27 protein-coding genes are annotated in these 24476 nt (G+C 65.7%); 14 read left to right on the forward strand and 13 right to left on the reverse strand.

Translation table 11 applies throughout. The features are described from left to right. Position 1 precedes the first annotated feature (1 nt). Genes G3545_RS25470 through G3545_RS25480 form a run of 3 tightly spaced genes read right to left on the reverse strand, consistent with a single transcriptional unit; the run spans position 2 to position 5297 of the window. Positions 2 to 3100, reverse strand: coding sequence for an efflux RND transporter permease subunit (locus G3545_RS25470; RefSeq protein WP_170016923.1), 3099 nt, complete (start codon positions 3098 to 3100; stop codon positions 2 to 4). Next, positions 3097 to 4173, reverse strand: coding sequence for an efflux RND transporter periplasmic adaptor subunit (locus G3545_RS25475; protein WP_170016925.1), 1077 nt, complete (start codon positions 4171 to 4173; stop codon positions 3097 to 3099). The genes G3545_RS25470 and G3545_RS25475 overlap by 4 nt, the downstream gene beginning before the upstream one ends. Next, entirely contained in the window at positions 4170 to 5297 is a 1128-nt protein-coding gene (locus tag G3545_RS25480) for an efflux RND transporter periplasmic adaptor subunit (RefSeq protein ID WP_170016927.1), read from the reverse strand. The genes G3545_RS25475 and G3545_RS25480 overlap by 4 nt, the downstream gene beginning before the upstream one ends. A gap of 119 nt (positions 5298 to 5416) precedes the next feature. Here G3545_RS25480 and G3545_RS25485 point away from each other — a divergent pair, with 119 nt between their 5' ends. From G3545_RS25485 to leuB, 6 genes are all read left to right on the forward strand, one after another. Further along, positions 5417 to 6118 (forward strand): TetR/AcrR family transcriptional regulator, encoded by a 702-nt coding sequence (locus G3545_RS25485; RefSeq protein ID WP_170016929.1) that lies wholly within the window; start codon positions 5417 to 5419, stop codon positions 6116 to 6118. 176 nt (positions 6119 to 6294) lie between these two features. Then, entirely contained in the window at positions 6295 to 6627 is a 333-nt protein-coding gene (locus tag G3545_RS25490; RefSeq protein WP_170016931.1) for a ribbon-helix-helix domain-containing protein, read from the forward strand. A gap of 122 nt (positions 6628 to 6749) precedes the next feature. Further along, entirely contained in the window at positions 6750 to 7145 is a 396-nt protein-coding gene (locus tag G3545_RS25495) for a VOC family protein (RefSeq protein WP_170016933.1), read from the forward strand. Positions 7146 to 7203: 58 nt separating this feature from the next. Next, a complete protein-coding gene (locus G3545_RS25500) occupies positions 7204 to 7749 on the forward strand; it encodes a Twin-arginine translocation pathway signal (protein WP_170016935.1) in 546 nt (181 codons plus the stop codon). A 15-nt stretch (positions 7750 to 7764) separates the two neighbouring features. Beyond that, entirely contained in the window at positions 7765 to 9336 is a 1572-nt protein-coding gene (locus G3545_RS25505; protein ID WP_170016937.1) for a GMC family oxidoreductase, read from the forward strand. Positions 9337 to 9484: 148 nt separating this feature from the next. Further along, on the forward strand, positions 9485 to 10594 hold the full coding sequence (leuB, locus tag G3545_RS25510) for a 3-isopropylmalate dehydrogenase (protein WP_170016939.1): 1110 nt from the start codon (positions 9485 to 9487) through the stop codon (positions 10592 to 10594). A 51-nt stretch (positions 10595 to 10645) separates the two neighbouring features. Here the strand turns inward: leuB and G3545_RS25515 are convergent, their stop codons facing one another. The 3 genes from G3545_RS25515 to G3545_RS25525 all read right to left on the reverse strand — a co-directional run bounded on the left by G3545_RS25515 (position 10646) and on the right by G3545_RS25525 (position 12505). Then, positions 10646 to 11191 carry a hypothetical protein gene (locus tag G3545_RS25515; RefSeq protein WP_170016941.1) on the reverse strand — a complete coding sequence of 182 codons (546 nt, stop codon included), beginning with the start codon at positions 11189 to 11191 and terminating at the stop codon, positions 10646 to 10648. Positions 11192 to 11227: 36 nt separating this feature from the next. After that, complete coding sequence (locus G3545_RS25520; protein WP_170016943.1) at positions 11228 to 11500, reverse strand: hypothetical protein; 273 nt, start codon at positions 11498 to 11500, stop codon at positions 11228 to 11230. A gap of 93 nt (positions 11501 to 11593) precedes the next feature. Next, a complete protein-coding gene (locus G3545_RS25525; protein WP_170016944.1) occupies positions 11594 to 12505 on the reverse strand; it encodes a polyprenyl synthetase family protein in 912 nt (303 codons plus the stop codon). Positions 12506 to 12632: 127 nt separating this feature from the next. Between G3545_RS25525 and G3545_RS25530 the strand changes: the two genes are divergently transcribed. The 4 genes from G3545_RS25530 to G3545_RS25545 all read left to right on the forward strand — a co-directional run bounded on the left by G3545_RS25530 (position 12633) and on the right by G3545_RS25545 (position 16050). Continuing rightward, a complete protein-coding gene (locus G3545_RS25530) occupies positions 12633 to 13316 on the forward strand; it encodes a transglycosylase domain-containing protein (RefSeq protein ID WP_170016946.1) in 684 nt (227 codons plus the stop codon). 148 nt (positions 13317 to 13464) lie between these two features. Beyond that, on the forward strand, positions 13465 to 13650 hold the full coding sequence (gene rpmF / locus G3545_RS25535) for a 50S ribosomal protein L32 (protein ID WP_170016948.1): 186 nt from the start codon (positions 13465 to 13467) through the stop codon (positions 13648 to 13650). 137 nt (positions 13651 to 13787) lie between these two features. Further along, positions 13788 to 14189 carry a hypothetical protein gene (locus G3545_RS25540; protein ID WP_170016950.1) on the forward strand — a complete coding sequence of 134 codons (402 nt, stop codon included), beginning with the start codon at positions 13788 to 13790 and terminating at the stop codon, positions 14187 to 14189. Between the two features lie 157 nt (positions 14190 to 14346). Continuing rightward, positions 14347 to 16050 carry a bifunctional diguanylate cyclase/phosphodiesterase gene (locus tag G3545_RS25545; RefSeq protein WP_170016952.1) on the forward strand — a complete coding sequence of 568 codons (1704 nt, stop codon included), beginning with the start codon at positions 14347 to 14349 and terminating at the stop codon, positions 16048 to 16050. Between the two features lie 105 nt (positions 16051 to 16155). Here the strand turns inward: G3545_RS25545 and phaR are convergent, their stop codons facing one another. Beyond that, entirely contained in the window at positions 16156 to 16737 is a 582-nt protein-coding gene (gene phaR, locus G3545_RS25550) for a polyhydroxyalkanoate synthesis repressor PhaR (RefSeq protein ID WP_170016954.1), read from the reverse strand. 214 nt (positions 16738 to 16951) lie between these two features. Between phaR and G3545_RS25555 the strand changes: the two genes are divergently transcribed. The 3 genes from G3545_RS25555 (at position 16952) to G3545_RS25565 (ending at position 20020) form a co-directional block, all read left to right on the forward strand. Then, a complete protein-coding gene (locus tag G3545_RS25555; protein ID WP_170016956.1) occupies positions 16952 to 18130 on the forward strand; it encodes an acetyl-CoA C-acetyltransferase in 1179 nt (392 codons plus the stop codon). Positions 18131 to 18263: 133 nt separating this feature from the next. Next, positions 18264 to 18989: an acetoacetyl-CoA reductase gene (phbB, locus tag G3545_RS25560; RefSeq protein WP_170016958.1), complete on the forward strand. Its 726-nt coding sequence runs from the start codon at positions 18264 to 18266 to the stop codon at positions 18987 to 18989. Between the two features lie 152 nt (positions 18990 to 19141). Further along, entirely contained in the window at positions 19142 to 20020 is an 879-nt protein-coding gene (locus G3545_RS25565) for an EamA family transporter (RefSeq protein ID WP_170016960.1), read from the forward strand. On the opposite strand, the gene G3545_RS25570 is transcribed toward G3545_RS25565, so the two are convergent. The 5 genes from G3545_RS25570 to thpR form a co-directional block, all read right to left on the reverse strand. Continuing rightward, entirely contained in the window at positions 20017 to 20457 is a 441-nt protein-coding gene (locus G3545_RS25570; protein ID WP_170016962.1) for a cupin domain-containing protein, read from the reverse strand. The two genes, G3545_RS25565 and G3545_RS25570, sit on opposite strands and share 4 nt — an antisense overlap. 20 nt (positions 20458 to 20477) lie before the next feature. Continuing rightward, entirely contained in the window at positions 20478 to 21251 is a 774-nt protein-coding gene (gloB, locus tag G3545_RS25575) for a hydroxyacylglutathione hydrolase (protein ID WP_170016964.1), read from the reverse strand. A 108-nt stretch (positions 21252 to 21359) separates the two neighbouring features. Continuing rightward, positions 21360 to 21878: an invasion associated locus B family protein gene (locus G3545_RS25580; protein ID WP_170016966.1), complete on the reverse strand. Its 519-nt coding sequence runs from the start codon at positions 21876 to 21878 to the stop codon at positions 21360 to 21362. A gap of 130 nt (positions 21879 to 22008) precedes the next feature. Then, complete coding sequence (locus tag G3545_RS25585) at positions 22009 to 22380, reverse strand: YkvA family protein (RefSeq protein ID WP_170016968.1); 372 nt, start codon at positions 22378 to 22380, stop codon at positions 22009 to 22011. A 102-nt stretch (positions 22381 to 22482) separates the two neighbouring features. Then, positions 22483 to 23016, reverse strand: coding sequence for an RNA 2',3'-cyclic phosphodiesterase (thpR, locus tag G3545_RS25590; RefSeq protein WP_170016970.1), 534 nt, complete (start codon positions 23014 to 23016; stop codon positions 22483 to 22485). Between the two features lie 136 nt (positions 23017 to 23152). On the opposite strand from thpR, the gene G3545_RS25595 reads away from it, so the two are divergent. Beyond that, on the forward strand, positions 23153 to 23983 hold the full coding sequence (locus G3545_RS25595) for an MOSC domain-containing protein (protein ID WP_170016972.1): 831 nt from the start codon (positions 23153 to 23155) through the stop codon (positions 23981 to 23983). Positions 23984 to 24124: 141 nt separating this feature from the next. On the opposite strand, the gene G3545_RS25600 is transcribed toward G3545_RS25595, so the two are convergent. Then, complete coding sequence (locus G3545_RS25600; protein ID WP_170016974.1) at positions 24125 to 24427, reverse strand: nickel-binding protein; 303 nt, start codon at positions 24425 to 24427, stop codon at positions 24125 to 24127. Positions 24428 to 24476 lie beyond the last annotated feature (49 nt).

Consider the following 24476-nt stretch of genomic DNA (forward strand, 5'->3'; position numbering starts at 1 on the left):
GTCATGCCGGCACCACTTCATCGGGCCGTCCGGGCGCCGTCGCTTCGTCGGCGATCGCCGCGTGTTCGGTCTCGCTGATCCGGAACCACGCCACGTAGAGCGCCGGCAGGAATAGCAGCGTCAGCACCGTACCGACGATGATCCCGCCCATCATGGCGTAGGCCATCGGTCCCCAGAATACTTCGCGCGAGATCGGGATGAGCGCGAGCGAGGCCGCCGCGGCCGTGAGCATGATCGGCCGCATCCGGTGTTCGGTCGCCTCGAGGACCGCATCCCACTTCGCATGGCCTTCCTGGATCAGATGCTCGATCTGAACGACCAGGATGACAGAGTTGCGGATCAGGATGCCGATGAGTGCCAGCACGCCAAGGATCGCCACGAAGCCCAGCGGTGCGCCCGAGGGGAGCAGGGCTGCGACGACGCCGATCAGGCCGAGCGGCGCCACCGCCACCACCAGGAACAGACGCTGGAAGCTCTGGAGCTGGAACATCAGGAGCGTGGCCATGATGATCAACATGACGGGCGCGACCGCGGCAATCGGGCCCTGACCCTTGGCGCTCTCCTCGACCGCGCCGCCGGTGACGACGTGGTAGGAAGGCGGCAGCCTGGCGATGAACGCGTCCAGCTCGGGCTTGATCTGGTCAACGACGGTTGCCGGCTGGACCGAAGAGGTCAGGGCCGCCTTGACGGTGATCGTCGGGATCCGATTGCGCCGCCACAGGATGGGCTGCTCCAGCTCATAGTGGAACGTCGCGATCGCGGCGAGTGGAAAGGACCGGCCGTTCTGGGCCGGAATCTGAAGATTCTCCAGGGTTTCGATCGAGGCGCGCTCGGTCGAGCGTGCGCGACTGACCACGCTCACGAGGTAGATGGAGTCCCGAATCTGCGTCGCCGTCGATCCGCCGACGACGCCGTTCAGCACCGTCGCGACGTCCTGCGAGGTGACGCCGAGCTGACGCGCCTTGTCCTGCAGTATGTCGATCTTCACCACGCGGGCCGGTTCGTTCCAGTCATAGGTGACGCGATCGGTGTTCGCATTGGCACCGACAATGCCGGCGACCTCCCGGGCATAAGCGCGGACCTTTGCGACATCGGGACCGCTGACCCGGTACTGGATCGGGCGGCCGACCGGCGGCCCGATGTCGAGCGAGTGAACAAAGACGTCGGTGCCGATGAACTCCTGCTCGCCAATCGCCTTCAGGCGCTTGATGACGCGATCGCGCGCTTCAAGCCCCTTGGTCATGATGACGACCTGCCCGAAATTGGGGCTTGCCGGCTGCACGTCGTAGGACAGCACGAAGCGCTGGGCGCCTTCGCCGACATAGGACGACCAGAAGGTGATGTCGTCATCGCCCTGCAGCTTCGCTTCGAAGCGGTCCATCTGCGCTCGGGTCTCGGTGATCGAGGCGTTCTGCGGCGCCGTCCAGTCGACGATCACCTCCGGCCGGTCGGACGACGGGAAGAACTGCTGCTGCACGAATCCCATGCCGACAAGCGAGCCGACGAAAAGGGCGAGCGTGGCCGCGATCGTCAGCCATTTGAAGCGGACGCAGGCGTACAGGATGGACCGGAAGAGACGCGTGAACCGCCCGGGTTCTTCGCGATGCTTCTTCATGGATTTTGGCAGCAAGGCTACGCCGAGAAGCGGCGTGAAGACCACCGCGACGATCCATGACACGACCAGCGAAACGGCGATGACGACAAAAAGCGTGAAGGTGAATTCGCCGGCGCTGCTGTCATTGAGGCCGACGGGAATGAAGCTCGCGACCGTGACAAGCGTGCCGGTGAGCATGGGAAAGGCGGTGGAGGAATAGACGTGGGTCGCCGCTTTCTCGAGCGTGTCGCCGACTTCGAGGCGGGAGACCATCATCTCCACTGCGATCATGGCGTCATCGACGAGCAGGCCGAGCGCGATGATGAGCGCGCCGAGCGAGATGCGCTGGAGTGAGATGCCGAAATACTGCATCGCCACGAAGGTGATGGCGAGCACCAGCGGGATCGACAGGGCGACGACGAGGCCGGCGCGCATGCCGAGGCTGATGAACGACACGATGAGGACAATCGCTATCGCCTCGGCGAGCGCCCGGGTGAAGCCGCCGACCGCCTCTTCGACCACGTGCGGCTGGTCCGAGACCTGGTGGACCTCGACGCCGATGGGAAGCTCAGCCTCGATCTGGCGCATCTCCTCGACCAACGCCTCCCCGAACTTGAGCAGGTTGGCGGCGGGCTTCATGCCGATCGCGAGCCCGATGGCGGGCTGCCCGTTGTAGCGGAACAGCGACGTCGGCGGGTCGACATAGCCTCGGCTTATGGTCGCAACGTCCGATAGCCTGAAGAAACGGCCATTGATCCAGAGATTGACCTTGCTCAGGTCTTTCTCCGACCCGAACTGCCCGTTGGTGCGGACTGAAACCCGCTCGCCGTTGGCCTCGACCGTGCCGGACGGCGAGACCGCGTTCTGCGCGCTCAGCGCGTTGATGATGGTCTGCTGCGTGAGGCCGAGCGCCGCCATCTGCTGGGTGGAGAATTCGAGATAGACGATCTCGTCTTGCGCGCCGACCAGGTTGACCTTGCCGACATTCGCCACCTCAAGGATCCTGGCCCTTGCGGCTTCGACATAATCGCGTAGCTGGCGCTGGGTGAGGCCATCCGACGTGAAGGCGTAGATGTTGCCGTAGACATCACCGAAATCATCATTGAAGAACGGGCCCTGCACGCCCGCGGGCAGGTCGCCCTTGATATCGGAAAGAATGTTGCGCACCCGCAGCCAGGTGTCGGTGACGGCACGCCCCTGCGTGGTGTCGCGCAGGTTCAGGAAGATCGTGGTCCGGCCTGGCGATGTCTGGCTCTTGGTGTAGTCGAGGGTGGTGATCTCCTCGAGCTTCTTCTCGATCCGGTCGGTGACCTGCGTGGCCGTGTCCTCGATCGACGCGCCGGGCCAGGTGGCGGTGATGAGCATCGTCTTGATCGTGAAGTTGGGATCCTCTTCACGGCCGAGATTGAAATAGGCGAGGACGCCGGCGACCGATGCTATGAGCATGAAGTACCAGACGAGCGAACGGTGGCGCAGCGCCCAATCCGACAGGTTGAAGCCGTTCATGGGATCATCTCCGGGTCGATCCTGACCCTCTGGCCTTCGGCGAGGCTGTTCACACCGGCGGTCACGACCCGGGCTCCCGCGTCGATTCCGCTCTTTATCCGAAGCGTTCCACCGAGATCGCTCGCGACCTCCACGGGCTTGCGCGACACGGTCAGGGCCTTCTCGTCGACGACCCAGACGAACGAACGGCCATCGGCTTTCAGCAATGCGGAGGGCGGCAAGTCGATGGAGGCGAGTTCAGTCCGGCTGGGGGTCGCGGTGACGGTCGTCCCGATGCGGAAGGTCGGCGGCGGTGCATCGAGCGTGATGCGGATGCGCCGCGTCCGGGTTGCGGCGTCGGCCTGCGGCGCGATTTCGCGCACGCGTCCGCGTGCCGCTATGCCGGGGTCGACCTGGAGCGTCGTCGCAAACGGGTCCCCCACCTTCAGCGACTGCGCCATCTCGTCGGGAACGTCGACCATGGCTTCGCGTATCTCGGCCTGCGCCACGGTGACGACGGTGTCGCCGGCATTGACCGTCTGGCCGACCTCGGCGTTCACCGCGGTGACGATGCCGTCGGTGTCGGAGACGAGGCGGGTGTAAGACAGTTGCTCCTTCGCCTTGTCGAGGCCGGCGCGCGCACGCACCACGGCGGCGTTCGCGGTGGCGAGAGCCTCCTCGGCGGTGTCGAGATCGGCTTGCGAGGCGACCTTCTGGGCGAGAAGCGCTTTCTTGCGATCTTTAGTGGCGGTCGCGTAGACGAGTTGAGCCTCCGCCTTCGCAAGTTCCGCTTCGATCTGCCGGACCGCGAGACTGAGCGTCATCGGATCGAGCGAGGCGAGAAGCTGGCCGGCCTTGACCGTCTGCCCGACATCGACGTCGCGCGCGACCACGCGGCCAAGCACGCGAAAGCCGAGATCGCGGGAAAAGCGAGGCTGGACCGTACCGGTGAAGCTGATGGTTGCGTCGTCCCGAGGCGTGGCCACGACGGACAGCACGGGGCGCGTCGGCGGCGCTGGAGCCGCTTCGTTCGGCGAACAGCCGCTGAGCGCGACCAGAGCGAGGAGGCCGACGAGAGCTGGACGAAGATTCATGAGGGCTCTCCCGAGGCAATGGCGACCACCTGTCCCGCACGCAGGAACTGGCCGCCGGCGGTCACGACGGTCTCGCCTTGCTTCAGCCCGGCACTGACCAGGATCTGTCCCGTCCCGTAGTGGTCGACGGTGATCGGGCGCTGCGACACGGCGTTGGTCTTCGGATCGACGACCCACACCGTCGGTCCGGCTTCGCCTGCGGAAAGCGATGTCCAGGGCAGCGGAATCAGATTCTTCGCTGCCCATTTGCCGCTCCCGAACACGGCGGCGCCGAGACCCATGGCGGCCGGCGGGTCGATCAGCGACATCTTCACCCGAACGGTGCCCGTCGCCGCGTCGAAGGTAGGCGAGACCTCGCGCACGACGGCGGTGGCGACCACGTCCTGATCAGAAAGCAGCCGGATCTCGACGCGATCGCTGGGAGGCGTATCGGCGAGCAGGGCTTCATAGACATCGAAGATCGCGTCGCGCGCGCCGTCGCGCGCCAAGGTGAAGACCGTCTGTGCTGCCGCGACGACCTGGCCGGCCTCGGCATCGCGCGCGGTGATCACGCCGTCGGCGTCGGCCTTCAGAATCGTGAAGGAGAGCTGTTGCTCCGCCGTGCCGACATCCGCGCGGGCGGACTCGACCGCCCCTTCGGCACTGCGCAACTGCTCCTGGGCTGAATCGAAATTGCTGCGTGTCGTGAAGCCGCTCGCGATCAGCTGCTTCTGACGGGCAAAACTGCTCTGCGCCTGCACCAGCGTCGCCTCGGAGGCCCGCAGCGTGGCCCTGGCGGATTGCACATCGGCTTCCTGCTCCGGGGTCTCGATCGTCGCCAGAACGTCGCCGGCCTTCACGTGGTCACCCACGTCGACCTTGCGCGCGGCGATCCGGCCGGCAACGCGAAACGAAAGCTTGCTCTCGATGCGTGCGGCGATGGTCCCGGTCAGCGACACCGTGCGGGCGATCGGCTGAAACGACACGGTCTGCACCTTGACCATCTCGTGCGCTTGCGGCGGAGCGCTGGCCGCTTCCCCGCAGGCGGACAGTGCGGTGGCCGAGACGAGGCAGGCGATGAGCGGGCCCAACCGGCGCGGCTCACGCGTGGAGGGCCTTGGAGAAATCGGGAGACGCTTGCGCATGAAGCCTCGTATGGCCATGTACTGTACCGTACAGTTCAGCGACGACACTTGACGCAAGTCGTGCGGGAGGTCAATGATAAACTGTACGGTACAGTTCAATTTTTTCGCAGTGGCACGCCATGATCCGGCATCCTTCGACAATGCAGCACCCTGGCGCTGACGCGGATCCCGCTGGTGCTCCGGCGAGCGCGGCTGGTCTTGCCGCCTGGCCCGACCGGACCAATCCCAAGGTGCGGCAGCTGCTGGAGGCGGCGCATGCGCTCTTCCTCGACCAGCCCTACGACACCGTCAGCACGGACGCGATCGTGAAGGAGGCCAAGGTTTCCAAGGCAACGCTCTATGCCTATTTCCCCAGCAAGGAGGCGCTGTTCGCGGCCCTGGTCAGCGACAAGTGCGGACAGACCGCACAGGCGATCTGGGAGTCGGCCTCGGCTTCCGACGATGTCGAGGAGGTGCTGCGGACCATCGCGCAGAATTTCATGGCGATGTTCGCGACCGGCGACGCGCTCGCCTTCTACCGCAGCATCATCGCCCAGGTGCCGAGGTTTCCCGAACTCGGACGCATTTTCTACGAGTCGGGCCCGAAGGTCCTGCAGGAGAGGATCGAAAGCTTCCTGCGCGACGCGAGCGAGAGGGGAGACATGGCCATTCCTGACCCGAAGCTTGCAGCGATGCAGTTTCTCCAGCTCATTTCGGTCGACGTCCCCTTGATCGGCCTGCTGGGTCTCGAACCGCTGACGAAGCAGAGGGCTGACATCGCGATCGAGAGCGGTGTCGCGCTTTTCATGGCGGGCTATGGCGCCAGGCCGCGCACGAGGTGACGGCTGATTGAGCCGGTACGGAGTCATCATCAAGCGGGGTCGCGCTCGACGACCTTTCGTCGGATCGCGCGCGCGCTCAATGAGTGCGCGACCTAGACTGTTTTCCGGCTTTACATCCACGTCTTCCGGGAGTGGAATCGTTCGAAACTATAATCGGACGTTCCGGGAGACGCCCCATGTGCCACATCTTCGCGGGCCAAGCGCCCGAGACCTATGAGAGCCAGACGCGATCGGTGCGGATCGGCGGCCATTCGACGTCGATCCGGCTGGAAGCGGCGTTCTGGGCCATCCTCGAAGAGGTCGCCGCCCATCAGGGCATGAGTCTCGGCAAGTTCGTCACCACGCTGCATGACGAGGTGCTGGAACTGCATGGGGAGGTGAGTAATTTCGCCTCGCTGCTGCGCTGCTCCTGCCTGATCTATCTCGGCGAAGTGCGCGGCAAGGCGCCCAGCGCGCCGCGCGAGATGGCGCGCCGGGCGTGCGCGAGCGAATTGCAGGCCGCTGAATGAGGCTCCGCCACGCCCGCCTCACAAGGGGCCGCGCGGCAATGTGCTAGCGGTCTACCACCACGCCTCGCGGGCGCGGCCTAGCATCCTCTCGATTGGCGGATTCTCGCCGAAGGAGGTGCATATTGGCCAAGGCCATTCATTCGATGATCCGGGTGCTCGACGAAGCGCGCTCGGTGGATTTCTACGGCAAGGCGTTCGGACTGAAGATTGCCGACCGCTTCGGCTTTGACGGCTTCACGCTGATCTATCTGCGCAATGACGCGGCCGACTTCGAGGTCGAGCTGACCGTCAATCACGACCGCACCGAGCCCTACACTCTCGGCGACGGCTACGGGCACATCGCTTTCGCCGTCGATGATCTCGACGCCGAGCATGCCCGCTTCATCGAGCTCGGGCTCAATCCCAATCCGGTCAAGGAATTCTTCCGCGAGGGCTCGCTGCTCGCGAAGTTCTTCTTCGTCACCGATCCCGATGGCTACAAGATAGAGGTGCTGCAGAGCCGCGGACGCTACAAATAAAGCCTGCGCTACAAGTAAAGACGACAAAACAACTAAAATATAATATCAGGAGGAAGCAATGACGACGATCATCGACGCGCGCGGACCTTCGCGCCGCGCGCTTCTTGCCGGAGCGGTCAAGGTTGGCCTCGGTGCCGGCGCCCTCATGGTGACGGGCGCGGCGGTGATGAACCCGAACGAGGCCTGGGGCCTCGAGGTCACCAATCTCAAGCCGGAGACCATGCGCACGCTGATCGTGATGGCGCGCGACATCTATCCGCACGACCGCATTCCCGACCGCAACTACGCCATCGCCATGAAAGTCTATGAGACCGGCGCCACCGATCCCGCGCTCAAGGCGCTGGTGGAAGACGGCGTCCTCACCCTCGATACGCTCGCCAAGGCGAAATACGGCGTGGGCTACGCCGATCTCGGTTGGGAAGACCAGCGCGTCGCGATCCTGCGGCAGATCGAGGACGGCGCCTTCTTCCAGAAGGTGAGGGGCGGCATGGTGGTCAGCCTCTACAACCAGGAGGAGGTGTGGCCGATCTTCGGATACGAGGGCGCCTCGGCCGACAAGGGCGGCTATATCGACCGCGGCTTCAACGACATTGCCTGGCTTTGAGGGGAGGACGCGAACATGGCTGCACCCTTCGATCTGAATGATGATTCACTCGTCGTCATCGTCGGCTCCGGCGCCGGCGGCGGCACGCTCGGCACCGAACTCGCGCTCAAGGGCGTGAAGGTGGTGATCCTCGAGGCCGGCGCCCGGCACAGTATGGAAGACTTCGTCAACAACGAGTGGGAGAGCTTCGCGCAGCTCGCCTGGACCGACATGCGCACCACGTCCGGTACATGGCGGGTGCACAAGAACTTCCCGAACCTGCCGGCCTGGATCGTGAAGTCGGTCGGCGGCTCGACCGTGCACTGGGCCGGCGCCTCGCTGCGCTTCCAGCCGCACGAATTCAAGACCGCCAGCACCTATGGCAATATCGACGGCGCGAACCTGCTCGACTGGCCGATCACGCTCGCCGAGCTGGAGCCCTATTACGCGCAGGCCGAGGACCGGATGGGGGTGACCCGGACCAATGGCATTCCGGGCCTGCCGGGCAACAACAACTTCAAGGTGTTCGAGGCCGGGGCCAAGAAGATCGGCTACAAGGAGGTCTCGACCGGGCGCATGGCGATCAACAGCGAGCCGCGCCACGATCGCGGTTCCTGCCAGCAGATCGGCTTCTGCTTCCAGGGCTGCAAGTCGGGTGCGAAATGGTCGACGCTGATCGCGGAGATTCCGCGCGGCGAGGCGACCGGCAATCTCGAAGTGCGCCCGCAATGCATGGTGGTGAAGATCGAGCATGATGCGTCGGGCAAGGCGACCGGCGTGGTCTATGTCGACAAGGACGGCAAGACGCAGCGCCAGAAGGCCCGCATCGTCGCGGTCGCCGGCAACTCGATCGAGAGCCCGCGGCTGCTCTTGAATTCCGAAAGCGCGATGTTCCCGGACGGCCTCGCCAATTCCTCCGGCCAGGTCGGGCGCAACTACATGCGCCATATGACGGGCTCGGTGTACGGCATCTTCGAGAAGCCGGTGCACATGTATCGCGGCACCACCATGGCCGGGATCGTGCGCGACGAGGCGACGCCTAATACCAAGCGCGGCTTCGTCGGCGGCTATGAGATGGAGACGCTTTCCATCGGCGTGCCCTTCATGGCCGCCTTCATGGACCCCGGCGGCTGGGGCCGCTCCTTCAGCTCGGCGATGGACGGCTATGTCAACATGGCCGGCCTGTGGATCGTCGGCGAGGACATGCCGCAGGAGACCAACCGCGTCACGCTCAACACCGACGTCAAGGACAAGAACGGCATGCCGGTGGCGAACGTGCATTTCGACGACCACCCCAACGACATCGCCATGCGCAACCACGCCTACAAGCAGGGTTCGGCGATGTATGAGGCGGTGGGCGCGACGCGCACCATTCCGACGCCGCCCTATCCCTCGACGCACAATCTCGGCACCAACCGGATGAGCGAGAAGCCGCGCGACGGCGTGGTCAACAAGCACGGCCAGACCCACGACATACCGAACCTGTTCATCTCCGACGGCAGCCAGTTCACCACCGGCGGCGCCGAGAACCCGACGCTGACCATCGTCGCGCTGGCAATCCGGCAGGCCGACTACATTGCCGGCGAGATGACGAAGAAGACCTTCTGATCCCGTCGGGCACCCCGGCGCATTGCTCCTCCCGCCGCCGGTCCGCAAGGGCCGGCGGTTCTTTATGGAGCGCTCATCTTGCCAGCCGAGGCGCCAGCCTTTAGCACTCGCGGCCAATAGCGACGCGCACTTTCAGGCGAGGATGGACATGGCGACCCATAAGCTCCTGCTGCTTCCCGGCGACGGCATCGGCACCGAGGTGATGGCCGAGGTGAAGCGCGTCATTGCCTGGCTCGAGACCACGGGCCTCGCCTCCTTCGCGGTGGAAGAGGATCTGGTCGGCGGCGCCGCCTATGATGTGCATGGCATTCCGATCTCCGAAGAGGCGATGGTGCGCGCGCTGGCGGCCGACGCCATCCTGCTTGGCGCGGTCGGCGGCCCGAAATGGGCGAATGTCGACTATGAGGCGCGCCCCGAGGCCGGCCTGCTGCGGCTGCGCAAGGATCTCCAGCTGTTCGCCAATCTGCGTCCGGCGATCTGCTACCCAGCGCTGGCCGATGCCTCCAGCCTGAAGCGCGAGCTGGTCGACGGGCTCGATATGCTGATCGTGCGCGAACTGACCGGTGGCGTCTATTTCGGCGAACCGAAGTCCATCACCGACCTCAGCGACGGCCAGAAGCGCGCCGTCGACACCCAGGTCTATGAATCCTACGAGATCGAGCGCATCGCCCGCGTCGCTTTCGAGCTCGCCCGCACCCGCCGCAACAAGGTGGTCTCGGCCGAGAAGCACAATGTCATGAAGTCCGGCGTGCTGTGGAAGCAGGTGGTGAGCGAGGTTCACGGTGCGGAGTTCGGCGACGTGACGCTGGAGCACCAACTGGCCGATTCGTGCGCCATGCAGCTGGTGCGGGCGCCGAAGCAGTTCGACGTGCTGGTCACCGATAACCTGTTCGGCGACATCCTCTCGGACGTCGCGGCGATGCTGACCGGTTCGCTCGGCATGCTGCCGTCGGCTTCGCTCGGCGGCGTCGAGGAGATTTCCGGCAAGCGCCGCGCGCTCTATGAGCCGGTGCACGGCGCCGCCCCCGACATTGCCGGCAAGGGCCTCGCCAATCCGATCGCGATGATCGGCTCGCTCGCCATGGCGCTGCGCTATTCGTTCGGTCTCTCTGAGGCCGCCGACCGCATCGATGCGGCGATCGCCGGCGTGCTCGACAAGGGCTACCGCACCAACGATATCAAGTCCGAAGGCACCACGGTGGTCGGCACCAGCGGCATGGGCGATGCGATTCTCGCCGAGCTCGGCGGGGCGAAGTAGGCCGCGCCCGGCCTATATTCCTCTCCCCGTCGGGGAGAGGGGGCGCGTCGCTCAGGCCGCGTTCGCCCGCACCCGGTCCGGATAGCTCCTGGTGAATCGCGCCGCGCCGAGCAGCGCCAGCACGGTGGCGAAGATGCCGAATTTCGGTGGGATGTCCGGCCGGTAGATCAACACCAGGTCGGCGATCACCAGCACGGCGAAGGCCAGCGCCCAGACGGCGGTGATGACGTAATTGGTGCGCAGGAATTGCGGGCTGTCCCACAGCTCGGGCGCCACGCTTTCACGGGCATATTGCAGCGTGAAGGGCTGGCGCAGCGCAATCGTCGCCAGCACGATCAACAGCAGCCCGGCATCGACGCGCAGCCGCACCCCGAGGATCGACCAGTCGGGCTTGACGAACAGCGCATAGGCGGCGAGCCCGCCGAACAGCAGGGCGGTGCCAATTTCCAGTATCTTGGGGGAGCGGCCGTTGACGCGGTCGCGAATGACCATCGCCAAAGCAATAATCGCCGCGGCGACGAGACCTTCGGTCGCGCCGACGAGGCGATCAATCAGGGCAAAGGCGAGGAAGGGGGCGAAGGCCAGAAGGATGTTCACGGCCCGGCCCTGCCATCTGAAAGCTGATGCCGGGGATCAGTAACCCGGCAGGTAGTAGCGATCCGGAAGCGGATAGCGGCTGCCGGTGATGGAACTGTCGCTGCCGTACGAGGGATAACGCATCGCCTGCGTGTCGATATAGTTCAGATACGGCATGCTGCCGGGCTTCACCACGGTGCCGGGATCGAGATACGACTTCGGCGGCGGCTTGCGGATGATGAGGCGCGTGCTCGATCCGTCCTGAGCCTGGACCGGAACCGCAGCAGCAGCCGCGATAACAGCGGCAATGGCGAACGAGGCGAAACGCATTTTAACCTCCAAGCGACGCACCCGCCGCGTCGCGACGCTTACGTCACCTATAAGATGGACACAAGACGGCGCCGCGTCGAGGGGTGGATACCGTCAATTACGCCGGTTGGCGATGAATCGCGCCGCTTGGTCAAGAAGTGTTGCACGCGGGCCAAAGGGCGCGAGCGCCGCTTCCGCCTCCGCAACCAGTCGGCCAAGCTCGGCGCGGGCGCCGGCGACGCCGAAAAGCTCGACAAATGTTGCCTTGCCGGCCTCGGCATCCTTGCCGACTGCCTTGCCGACCGCGCCGGCGTCGCCCTCGACATCGAGCAGGTCGTCGGCGATCTGGAAGGCGCGGCCGATCGCCAGCGCATAGGTATCGAGCGTTGCGCGCTCCGCCTCGGACGCGCCGCCGAGCCGCGCGCCGGCCTCGCAGGCATAGCGCAGCAGTGCGCCGGTCTTCATCGCCTGGAGGCGCGCGACGTCGTTCACACCCAGCCGGCCGCGGCCGGCATCGTCGAATCGGCCCTCGGCGGCGAGATCCAGCATCTGGCCGCCGACCATGCCCTGCGTGCCGGCGGCACGGGCGAGGCCGGCGATCAGCGCGACGCGCACGGCCGGGTCCGGATGGGTGTCCTCGCGGGCGAGGATGTCGAAGGCCAGCGTCAGCAGGCCATCGCCGGCGAGGATAGCGGTTGCCTCGTCAAAGGCGCGGTGCACCGTGGGCAGGCCGCGGCGCAGATCATCGTCGTCCATGGCCGGCAGGTCGTCATGGACCAGCGAATAGCAATGCACGCATTCCAGCGCGGCGGCGGCGGGCATGGCGCCGGCACGCGGCACGCCAAACAGGGCAGCGCTCTCGGCGACGAGGAAGGGGCGCAGCCGCTTGCCACCGCCGAGCGCGGCATGGCGCATGGCGTCCGCGAGGCGCGCGCTCGCCGTTCCCGTATCGGTGATGGCGCGATCCATATAGTCGGCGACGGCGTCGGCGGTGGCGGCTAGGGTCTCGGTAAGGCTGTCGGTCATCACGTGATCGCCCGGTTGCTGCGGCTGCGTGCCGCAGACCGGGGTTGCGGTCAAGTGCTTGTGACGCCACGGGGTTGGCGAGAGCCGTGCGCGGCCGTTAGGTAAGGGCCGGGCGGGGGAGTGGCGGATGATCGGCAGATGGGTGAGGAAGATCGCGAAAGCGGCGTTGCTGCTCGCGCTCATCCCGCTGGTGCTGACCATCGTCTACAACATCGTGCCGCCGGTCTCGACGCTGATGCTGGCGCGTTGGGCGACACTGCGGCCGGTGGTGCGCGACTGGGTGTCGCTCGATCGCGTCGCGCCGGTGCTGGTGCGGAGCGTGCTCGCCTCGGAGGATGCGCGCTTCTGCCAGCATATGGGCGTCGACCTCGTCGAGCTGAACAATGTCATTGACGAGAGCGACGGGCTCGACGCGTCGCGCGGCGCTTCCACCATCACCATGCAACTCGCCAAGAACCTGTTCCTGTGGAACGGGCGCAGTGTGATCCGCAAAGGACTCGAATTCCCGCTGGCGCTCTACATCAATTTCGTCATGAGCAAGCGACGGCAGATGGAGGTCTATCTCAACATCGCCGAATGGGGCCCGAACGGCGAGTTCGGCATCGAGGCGGCGTCGCGCCGCGCCTTCGGCAAGGGGGCCGGCGAACTGAATGCCCGGCAGGCGGCGCTGCTCGCGGTGATGCTGCCGAATCCGCACCGACGCGATGCGGCCAAGCCGGGGGCCGGGATGTCGCGCCTCGCCGCGCGGCTGCAGGCGCGGATTCCGGCGGAGGGCGGCGAGCTCACCTCGTGCCTTGGCACCGGCCGATGAGGCTCGCGGATGCCGGGGTCTGCTTTCGCTTCCCCGCCCCCTTTCGCTTCAAGGCGCGAGACTGTATAAGCCCGCACTCCGAACATGCGCTATCCGGCACCGGCCGCCCTTGCGGGCGATGGAACACGCCGGCACAGGAGTTGAGACTATGGCCGTTCCTAAGAAGAAGACCAGCCCGTCGCGCCGCGGCATGCGCCGTTCCGCCGACGCCCTGAAGCAGCCGACCTATGTCGAAGACAAGGATTCGGGGGAGCTGCGCCGTCCGCACCACCTCGACCTAAAGACCGGCATGTATCGCGGCCGGCAGGTGCTGAAGGTTAAGGCCGAGGCGTGAGCCTGGCCTGGGCGTGAGCCCGATCCGGGGCGCCACGCCCCGGTGCGCGGATCTGGATGCGGCCGCAAGGCCGCTTCCCTGCACGCCGTGTAGATGACTGTTAGCGGCTACCTTCCCGACAACCTGCTGGGGCCCCGATGATCGCGACCGTTCCGCTGCTCATCATTCCGCTCGCGATCTACAATATCCTTGCCTTCATCACGCCGGGCTATGCCTGGGCCAACGTGCTGTTCAGCGTTCCGATGGTGTCCGGCGTGAGCTGGGACGTCACGTTGAGCGACGTCTTCATCGTGCTGTCGCTGGCGTTCCTGTTCTTCGAGATCGTGAAGGCGACCAGCGCCTCGACGCGCTCCATCGTCGACCACATGCTCTCGACCCTGGTGTTCGTGGCTGCCCTGGTGGAGTTCCTTCTGGTGGCGCCGGCGGCGACCTCGACCTTCGCGATTCTGCTCGCGCTGATGCTGCTCGACATCGTCGCCGGCTATTCGATCTCGATCCGTGTCGCGCGCCGCGATTTCGCCATCGAGCGTCCCGAATAGGGCGATGCCTGTCGGTATCATAGTGCCATCATGGAGTGTTAACGCTTGCGGCGGAAATCGCTCGCGGTGACACTGGTTTTGCTCGCCGGGCCGAAATCACCGTGTAAGAGGGGACTGTCCCCGGGCCGGGGCTTCCCTGATACGGACCAAGATGTCTTTGCCGAGTGCTTCTGATTCCGACGCTTCCCGCGCAGCCGCGCTGACACCCCACGTCGTCGCCCGCATTGTCGGCGAGAGCGGCGGCGCCGCCTATCAATGGACGGTGGTGCCGGACCGGCTCATCTGGGATGCCTATGCGGCCGAGGTGCTCGGCGTCGCCGACATTGGCAGTATTGCGAGCGGCGCCGACTATGCCTTGCTGGTCGATCCAGAGGGTGGGCGCAGCCGCGTCGAGGCCGTGATGGCCGACAAGAATCTGGATGCCGGCACCGGCTGCCGCTTCGAGACCATCTACCGCCTGCGATCGGTCGACGGCGTGCAGGAGCCGGTCTGGCTGGAGGACCGCGGCATTTGGTTCGCCGGGCCGGACCACAGGCCGGCGCGGGTCGAGGGCGTGGTGCGCCGCATCGGCACGCAGAATCTCGGCCAGCGCGAGTTCGACCGTGCGGCGCGGATCGACGTGCAGACCGGCCACATCAACCGCCAGCATCTGGCGCAGCTGCTCAGCGAGCGGCTGGCGGATGCGGCCCGCTATCGCAGCCAGTTCGGTTTCCTGCTGATCGGCGTCGACCATCTCGGCCGGCTCAACGATGCCTATGGCTTCGAGGTCGGCGACGAGGTCATCGACATGGTCGGCCAGCGCCTCAGGGCGCGGATGCGCGCCCATGACGAGATCGGCCGCTTCTCCGGCAACAAGTTCGCCATCGTACTCCGGGACTGCTCGCCGGAAGACATGGCGACCGCAGCGCAGCGCTTCATCTCGGCGGTGGTCGACGATGCGCTGCAGACCAGCGGCGGGGCGGTGGCGGTCTCGGTGACGGCGGGCGGGGTGATCGCGCCGCGCCATGCCCGCGCGGTGCCGGAGATCTTCACCCACGCGCAGGATGCGCTGGAGCACGCCAAGACCTTCGCGCGCGGCAGCTACCAGCCCTATCAGCCGAGCGTCGAGCGCGAAGCAGCGCGGCGCGCCAATCTGCGACTGACCGACGACATCGTCACCGCGCTCGCCGGCAGCCGGGTGATGCTGGCCTTCCAGCCCATAGCCGAGGCGGCCTCGCGCCGCATCGTGCTGCATGAATGCCTGGTCCGCGTCGAGGGCGCTGATGGCGGCCTGCTCAGCGGCGCTGCCGTGGTGCCCATCGCCGAAAAGTTCGGGCTGATGCGGCTTGTCGACAATCGCGTGCTGCAACTGGCGCTCGACGTGCTGGTGGCCAATCCGGAGATGCGGCTCTCGGTCAATGTCTCGCCAAGCACGGTCAATGACCGGGCCTGGCTGGCGTTGCTGGAGGAACGCGGCCGGCGCGGCCTGGCTGGCCGTCTCGTCGTCGAGTTGACCGAGACCGCCGCGATCCATGATGTCGAGGTGACCCGCCGCTTCGTCCACCGGCTGCACGAGATCGGGTGCACGGTGGCGATGGACGATTTCGGCGCCGGCTACACCTCGTTCCGCAATCTGCGCCGGCTTGGCGTCGACATGCTGAAGCTCGACGGCAGCTTCATCCGCGCCTTGATGGAATCCGAGGATGACCGCTTCTTCGTGCGCACGCTGCTCGATCTGGCGCGGCACATGGGGATGCAGACGGTGGCCGAATGGGTGCCGGACGAGGCTACCGCGGAGCAGCTTGCCCAATGGGGCTGCGACTATCTCCAGGGCGCACTGATAGGCCTTGCGGCCGAGCGGCCCCGTCCGCTGCATCCCTGAGATGTAGGCAGAGAGCCGGGATCGCTCTCCGCAACGTCATCCGATCCCGGGTACGGCCTGCGGCCGTTCCGGGATGACGATAGCCAAGAGAATGGCGGCGGCCTTTCAGCCCTTGTTCTCGCCCTTCTCGCCAATGCGGTCGAGCCGCTTCTGCATCTCGGCGACCTGACGCTTGAGTTCGTCGAGATCGTCGGACTTTTCCGCCGGAATCGCACTGTCTTCGGCGCGGCCATTGGGCATGAACATCTTCATGGTGCGGTCGAAGATCTCCATGTTGCGACGCACTTGCTCTTCCATTGCGCCGAAGGCTGCAAAGCTCGGAACGCCGCCGAAGGTCTTCGCCACCTGATCGCGAAACTTCTCTTGCTCGCGCGTGAAGTTCTCGATGGAAATGTCCAGATAACGCGGCACCAGCATTTGCATGCTGTCGCCATAGAAGCGGATGATCTGCCGGAGGAAGTTGATCGGCAGCAGGTTCTGCCCCTTACCTTCCTGCTCGAAGATGATCTGGGTGAGAACCGAGTGCGTAATATCTTCCCCGGTCTTCGCATCGTAGACGACGAAATCCTCACCGTTCTTCACCATCAGGGCGAGGTCTTCGAGCGTCACGTAGGTGCTCGTGCCGGTATTGTAGAGGCGGCGATTCGCATACTTCTTGATGGTGACGGGCTCGGTCGATTTTGCCATGTTATCCTGTCGCCTTAGTCGTTTCCCTTTGAAACACTAGGACGTTTCCAGACCGACCGCTACAGGATTGTTCGACGCACAAAATTGTCGACATGAGGCACCTCGCGACGGCATTGACACGGGTCACTTGAGCCTCCCACCATGCGGCCACACATAAGCAACAACGCCGGTTCCCACGGGGCCGGTCTGCCCGTAATCCCGGAGGACGGCATTCATGAAAGACGACATCGTCATCGTCGGCGCGGCGCGCACGCCCGTCGGCGCCTTCAACGGCGCGCTCTCGTCGCTTCCCGCCCATGAGCTCGGCAGGGTTGCAATCAACGCCGCGCTCGAGCGCGCCGGCGTCGAGCCTGCCGCGGTGACCGAGACCATACTGGGCCAGATCCTCACTGCCGGCGCCGGACAGAACCCCGCGCGCCAGGCCTCGATCGCCGCGGGCATCCCGATCGAGAGCCCGGCCTGGGGCGTCAACATGCTGTGCGGCTCCGGCCTGCGCGCAGTGGCGCTCGGCTATCAAGCGCTGATGAACGGCGACAGCGACATCGTGGTCGCCGGCGGCCAGGAATCCATGAGCCAGGCGCCGCACTGCGCGCATCTGCGCAACGGCACCAAGATGGGCGGCCTTGAGATGGTCGACACCATGATCAAGGACGGCCTGTGGGATGCCTTCAATGGCTACCACATGGGCAACACCGCCGAGAATATCGCCCGGCAGTGGCAGATCACCCGCGATGAGCAGGACGAGTTCGCGGTTCGCTCGCAGAACAAGGCCGAGGCGGCGCAGAAGTCCGGGCGCTTCAAGGACGAGATCGTGCCGGTCACCATCGCCTCGCGCAAGGGCGACATCATCGTCGCCGACGACGAGTATCCGCGCCACGGCGCCACGATCGACGCCATGGGCAAGCTGCGCCCGGCCTTCGCCAAGGACGGGACGGTGACCGCCGGCAACGCCTCCGGCATCAATGACGGCGCCGCCGCCGTCGTGCTGATGACCGCATCCAAGGCCGCCGCCGCTGGCAAGACGCCGCTCGCCCGCATCGTTTCCTGGGCGCAGGCCGGCGTCGATCCGGCGATCATGGGCACCGGGCCGATCCCGGCTTCGCGCCGCGCGCTGGAGAAGGCCGGCTGGAGCGCCGCCGACCTCGATCTTATCGAGGCCAATGAGGCGTTCGCGGCGCAGGCCTGCGCGGTGAACCGCGAACTCGGCTGGGATCCGGCGAGGGTGAACGTCAATGGCGGTGCCATCGCCATCGGCCATCCGATCGGGGCCTCCGGCGCGCGCGTGCTGACGACGCTGCTCTACGAGATGCAGAAGCGCGACGCCAAGAAGGCGCTGGCGACGCTGTGCATCGGCGGCGGCATGGGCATCGCCATGTGCGTCGAGCGCAACTGAAGCGTGCGGTATTTGGATATGCAGCCTGCGACAAGGCGTCGAGCTTAGGACAGCCCTTGCGCCTTGTCCTCCAATGAAAAAGCCGTACAAGCCGGCGATATGCCGGGAGGGCATGTCTGAGGGGGAAGTGCACATGGGTCGAGTTGCGTTGGTGACCGGCGGCACCCGCGGGATCGGGGCCGCCGTTGCGACTGCGCTGAAAGCAGCGGGCTATTCGGTCGCCGTCAATTATGCCGGCAATGAAGAGGCGGCGGCGCAGTTCACCGCCGCCACCGGCATTGCCGCCTTCAAATGGGACGTCTCGGATTTCGCGGCCTGCAAGGCCGGCGTCGCCGAGGTCGAGGCCAAGCTCGGTCCGGTCGAGGTGCTGGTCAATAATGCCGGCATCACCCGCGACGGCATGCTGCACAAGATGACGCCGGAACAATGGGGCGCCGTCATCAACACCAATCTGAACTCGATGTTCAACATGTGCCGCCAGGTGATCGAGGGCATGCGCGAGCGCAGCTTCGGGCGCATCGTCACCGTCTCCTCGATCAACGGTCAGAAGGGCCAAGTGGGGCAGACCAATTACTGCGCCGCCAAGGCCGGCGAGATCGGCTTCACCAAGGCGCTGGCGCAGGAGAATGCCAAGAAGGGCATCACGGTGAACGCCATTTGCCCCGGCTACATCGCCACCGAGATGGTGAAGGCGATGCCGCAGGAAGTGCTCGACAAGAACGTGCTGCCGCTCATTCCGGCGGGGCGGCTGGGCGAGCCGGACGAGGTGGCGCGCTGCGTGGTGTTCCTCGCCTCGGACGAGGCGAGCTTCATCACCGGCTCGACCCTCACCGCCAATGGCGGGCAATACATGGTGTGAGGCCGGCGACGCGTTGCTTGTGCGCGCGTCGTTTTGAGGAGGCATTGCCGCGTGCGGCGCGGCAGGCCTTCGTATGTGGAGTACCTTGGTGTATGGGGAGCGCTCCTTCCCTCGCGTTCCGCGTACCGTATCGCGTATCCTTGCCGCGTTTCATGACCCGCACTTCCGCCACCCTTATCGGCTTCACCGCGATCCTGCTCTGGTCGACGCTGGCGCTTGCCACCTCGGCCACCGGCGCGGTGCCGCCTTTCCTGCTCACCACGCTCACCTTCGCCATTGGCGGCACGGTCGGCCTCATCGCGGCGCTGGTGCGCGGGGTGGGGCTCGAGGTGCTGCGCCAGCCTTGGCCGGTGTGGCTGCACGGCGTTGGCGGCCTGTTCGGCTACCATTTCTTCTATTTTTCGGCGCTGAAGCTGGCGCCACCGGCCGAGGCCGGGCTGATCGCCTATCTCTGGCCGTTGCTGATCGTGCTGCTCTCCTCGCTGCTGCCGGGCGAGAGCCTGCGCGCGCCGCATATCATCGGCGCCGTGATGGGGCTTGCCGGCACCGTGGTGTTGCTGGCCGGCAAGGCCGGCGGGCTCGGCTTCGCGCCTGAATATCTGCCGGGCTATGCCGCCGCTGCGGTGTGCGCCGTGGTGTGGGCGACGTATTCCGTGCTCTCGCGGCGCTTCCACAATGTGCCGACCGAGGTGGTCGCCGGCTTCTGCCTGATAACCGCGGCGCTTTCGGTGCTGTGCCATCTCGCCTTCGAGCCGGCGGTCTGGCCGGTGGGCGCGACGCAATGGATCGCCGTTGCCGCGCTCGGCATCGGCCCGGTCGGTCTGGCCTTCTATGCCTGGGATATCGGCATGAAGCGTGGCGACATTCGCCTGCTCGGCGTCGCTTCCTATGCTGCGCCGGTGCTGTCGACGTTGCTGCTGGTCGTAGCCGGCTATGCGGCCGCGAGCTGGACGCTGGCGGTGGCCTGCGCGCTCATCGTCGGCGGCGCCCTGGTGGCGACGCTGCTCGCCAGGAACAGCCGGAAAAGCTAGCCTGGAGACCAGCCCGGCGCTGCCAGTTCGAAGCCGGCATACTCGAAGCCCGGCGCCACGGTGCAGCCGACCAGCGTCCAGGCGCCAAGGCTTTCCGCCGCCTGCCACCAGCCGCGCGGCACGACACGCTGCGGCTCTTCGCCATCGAGCACATCCGGGCCTAGGACGAGGCGCTCCACCGGGCCGGCATCCGACTTCGCCAGCATCAGGGCGAGCGGCGCGCCGGCATGCCAGTGCCAGACCTCGACGGCGTTGGTGACGCGGTGCCAGTGCGAGCGCTCGCCGGCGGCGAGCAGGAAATAGATGGCGGTCGAGGCCGAGCGGCCATCCTCGATGCGCGCGGGATCGCGAAAGGTCTCGCGGAAATGCCCGCCTTCCGGATGCGGCACGAGGCCGAGGCGGGCGATGACCTGCGCGGCGTCCGGCAAGCCGGTCATGGCTCGGCCTCCACTGTTCCTCAGCCCCGGAAACTGTTCTTCAGCGAGCGCAACTCGGTGAAGACCACGCCGGGCTCGGCACCCGGAAGGCCGATACGCTCGGCGAGTTCGGCATCGTCGGCCCGCAGGAAGGGATTGGTCGCCTTCTCCAGGCCGATGGTGGTCGGCAGCGTCGGCTTGCCGATGGCGCGCTTGGCTTCGACATCGCGCAGGCGTTCCAGCAACTCGGCATTGTCCGGATCGACGCTGGCGGCGAAGCGGGCATTGGAGAGGGTGTATTCATGGCCGCAATAGACGGCGATGTCGTCCGGCAAAGCCCGCAGGCGCAGCAGCGATTCCCACAGCACCGGCGGATCGCACTCGAACGGGCGCCCGCAGCCCATGACGAACAGCGTATCGCCGGAGAACAGCAGCCGCTCGTCCTCGAACAGGAACACGATGTGCCCCTTGGTGTGACCGGGGGTCTCGAGCACGCGGCCAACGAGGCCGCCGATCGCGACCGGATCACCGTCCACCACGGCGAAGTCGAGCCCGGGGATGGTGTCGCGCTCGGCCTTCGGTCCGATCACGGTGGCACCGAAACGCTCCTTCAGCGCCTGGACGCCGGCAATGTGATCGGTGTGGTGATGAGTGACCAGGATGTGGGTGAGGTTCCACCCTTCCTGATCGAGCGCGGCGAGGATAGGCGCGACTTCCGGCGCATCGACGACAACGGTCGTCTCGGTCGCGGAGTCACGCAGCAACACCGCATAATTGTCGGCGAGACAGGGGATCAGGCGAATCTCGAGCGGCATCTGCACCTCTGATGGCTCGGGCGAATCGCCCGGACAAAACCACCCGGGCGGACAGGGCACTGGCTGATCGGTGGGCCTCTCAGCGGCAGTATCAAGGTAGCATACAGGTCAACGGCACTCCTGCGCTGCGCGGTCGATTGCCGCCGATACGCCGTTGAGCGAATAGGTGTCGGTGGTCACATTGCCGCGCCGCGAGGTGGATTTCACCACCACGTCCTTGCCCTTGCGCAAGGTGTCGACGAGGCGTGCCTCCTCGGCGACGTTGCGCACCCAGGCGCCGGTCTCGCGCGTATAGAGGGTGAAGTTGGCCGGACCGATGGCGAGGGTGGAATCGGAACCCTCCTTCATCGGGAAGCCGACAATGACGCTGACCTCATTCTTCACATTCTCCGCGGTGCGGGTGCTGATGAAGAAATAGGCCGGGTCGCGTTTCAGCGCCTCGGGCACCCGTGTCTTGGGCTGGGAGAGGGCGTAGCAGATCTTGCCCTGACCGCTCTGGTCCATATAGACACCCCAGTCGCCGAATTGCGCGACCAGCTTTGGCGCACCCTGGGCTGCTGCGGCACCGACGCCGAGAGCTGCGAATGCCAAGCCGGCGAGTGCCGCGCACACGATCCGACGGGCCATGGTCGATCTCCCCCGATTGCGCTTGTCCGCAGGGCGGCGGCGCACGATTCCCTCGTCCCCACTTAAGGGATAACCGGCGTCGCCGCCACTGTGAACCCTCTGTGCGTAAACGGCGATTGTTGCGAACAGCTCAGCGTGCCTTGCCGGCACGCAGCCGCTCCAGTGCGCCCCGCGCGGCCTCGCGATGTTCGGGCCGGATATGGGCAGCAAGCAGGTTGAGCGCGGTGGCGATTACCGCAGCGTCATCAGTGAAGCCGAGCGCCGGCAGCACGTCGGGAATGGTGTCGAGCGGCAGCACGAAATAAGCCAGCGCGCCGAACAACAGCGCACGCACCCGCAACGGCGTCGCCCGGTCGAGCGCGCAATAATAGGCGGCCGTGGCATCCTCGGCGAACGGCAGGCGTGCGCCGACGGAACCGAGCTTGCGCCAAAAACCCGACTTCACCTGGCGCTTGTCCGAAGCGTAGGAGCGATTGTCAAATTCCTGCGAGGCAGCGGCCATCTATGATTTCCTCCAATCGCGACAGGAAATGGCCCCGCGTGTCCCGCTTCGCAAGTAGTGGATGATTCGCATCGAAAATTGCTGCGACGACCGTTTGCACACTCACATCAGCGGATAGGAGGCTTCCACCTTGTAGGGGCCGCCGCCGACCGAATCGCGGGAGGAGAACAGCACGAAGCGCGGCACCTCGAAGGTTGGGCTGCGGTAGAAGCCACGGATGGAGAGGTATTCGGCAACCTGGCTAGGTGCGCTGTCGCGCAACCGCGCGAGCGTCACATGGGGCTTGTAGTTGCGCCCCTCCGGCGGCAGGCCGACGCGCTTGATCAGCCGCTCCTGCTCGGCCTGCAATTCGGTCAGCGCCGGATTGGACCTCACCGCGGCGAAGATGGCGCGGGGCTTGTGATTGCCGAACTGGTCGACGCCGTCGAGTGCCAGTTCGAAGCCGAATCGCTCGACTTCATCCAGCGCGGAGGCGACATCGCGGGCGACCGCGTAGTCGACATCGCCGATGAAGCGCAATGTCACATGGTAAAATTCAGGGGATATCCAGCGGGCTCCCGGAATGCCACCGCGCAAGCTCGCGAGGGTGGCGCCGATGTCTGGAGGGATTTCTAGCGCGGTAAACAGCCTTGGCATGGTCGGTTCCCTGGTTTTCCCCGGGACAAGTCAGAGTGAATTCATACGGATTCGCGGCCCGAGGGAAGGGCCGAAATGCAGGACTCGCGCCGCGGAGCGGCTGACGAGACCCGGTGAACCTAATATGGTGCGTGCAATGACCGAATCGATTGACGAACCCATCATCTCCGAACCCGCTCCGGCGCCGACGGCCTCCGAGGCCTTCGCCACCGTTGACGCGCTCTATCGCTATCCGGTCAAGGGGCTGACGCCGGAACGGCTGGAGCTCATCGAGCTCAAGGCCGGCGAATATTTCCCCGGCGACCGTATGTTCGCGATCGAGAACGGCGTATCCGGCTTCGATCCGGAGGCGCCAGCGTTCCAGCCGAAGATCAAGTTCCTGATGCTGATGCGCAATGAGCGGCTTGCCGCACTCGATGCGCGCTATGAGGACGAGACCTCGACGCTCGTTATCCGGCATGAAGACGCCGAAGCAGTGCGTGGCGACCTCAAGACGCCCGAGGGCCGCGCGGCAATCGAGGCGTTCTTCCAGCGCTATGTGCGCTACGAGCTGCGTGGTGCACCGCGCGTGCTGGAGGCGCCGGGTGGCTTCCGCTTCGTCGACACCACCGAAGGCTATGTCTCGCTGATCAATCTCGCCAGCTGCCGCGCGCTCGGCGACATGCTGGGCGCGCCGGTCGACCCGCTGCGTTTCCGCGCCAACCTCTATCTCGAGGGGCTGGAGGCGTGGGAGGAGTTCGAACTGGTCGGCCACACTATCCAGGTCGGCAATAATGTGCGGCTGAAGGTGTCCGACCGCATCGTCCGCTGCGCGGCGACCAATGTCGATCCGGTGACGGCGAAGCGCGATCTGGACATCCCGGGCACGCTGATGCGCAATTTCGGGCACATGCAGTGCGGTATCTTCGCCGAGATCCTGGAAGGCGGGCTGATCGCCGAAGGCGACCAGGTGCGGCTGATCTACTGAGGGGTTCCGTCCACCCCGCCGGGTGGCGGCAGCGGACGTAATCATTCCCCGTGTCATGGCCGGGCTTGTCCCGGCCATCCGCGGTTGTTCCCTCTCAAGGAGGTGGATGCCCGGGGATGAGGATTTCCGGGCACCGAAAGTTCACGCCGCCGCGCTCGCTTCCGCGGGGTCGTCGCGGACGATGACGGTCGTGGCCACGCGATAGAAATCCTCGCCGGGCATGCCGACCCTGCGGGCATGCTCGCGAATCGATTCCGGATCGCGCGCCTGATAGATACAGAACGTGCCGATACGCCCGTCCGGCTCGTGAACCACGTAGCTCTTTATCCAGCGGACACGGTCACTCATCTCGTCGTTGCCGATCCTTGCCGATTTGGCGCCGGCGGCTTCGAGTTCCTGAAGATCGGCCCAGGCGCCGGGCCGGCGGATGACATAGAGGTCCATTTTTCTCTCCTGTGCGAGGCTCTCGTTGCTCCCGGGGTTTTCCGGTAGC

This window comes from Starkeya sp. ORNL1, from assembly GCF_012971745.1.
Classification (GTDB): Bacteria; Pseudomonadota; Alphaproteobacteria; order Rhizobiales; family Xanthobacteraceae; genus Ancylobacter.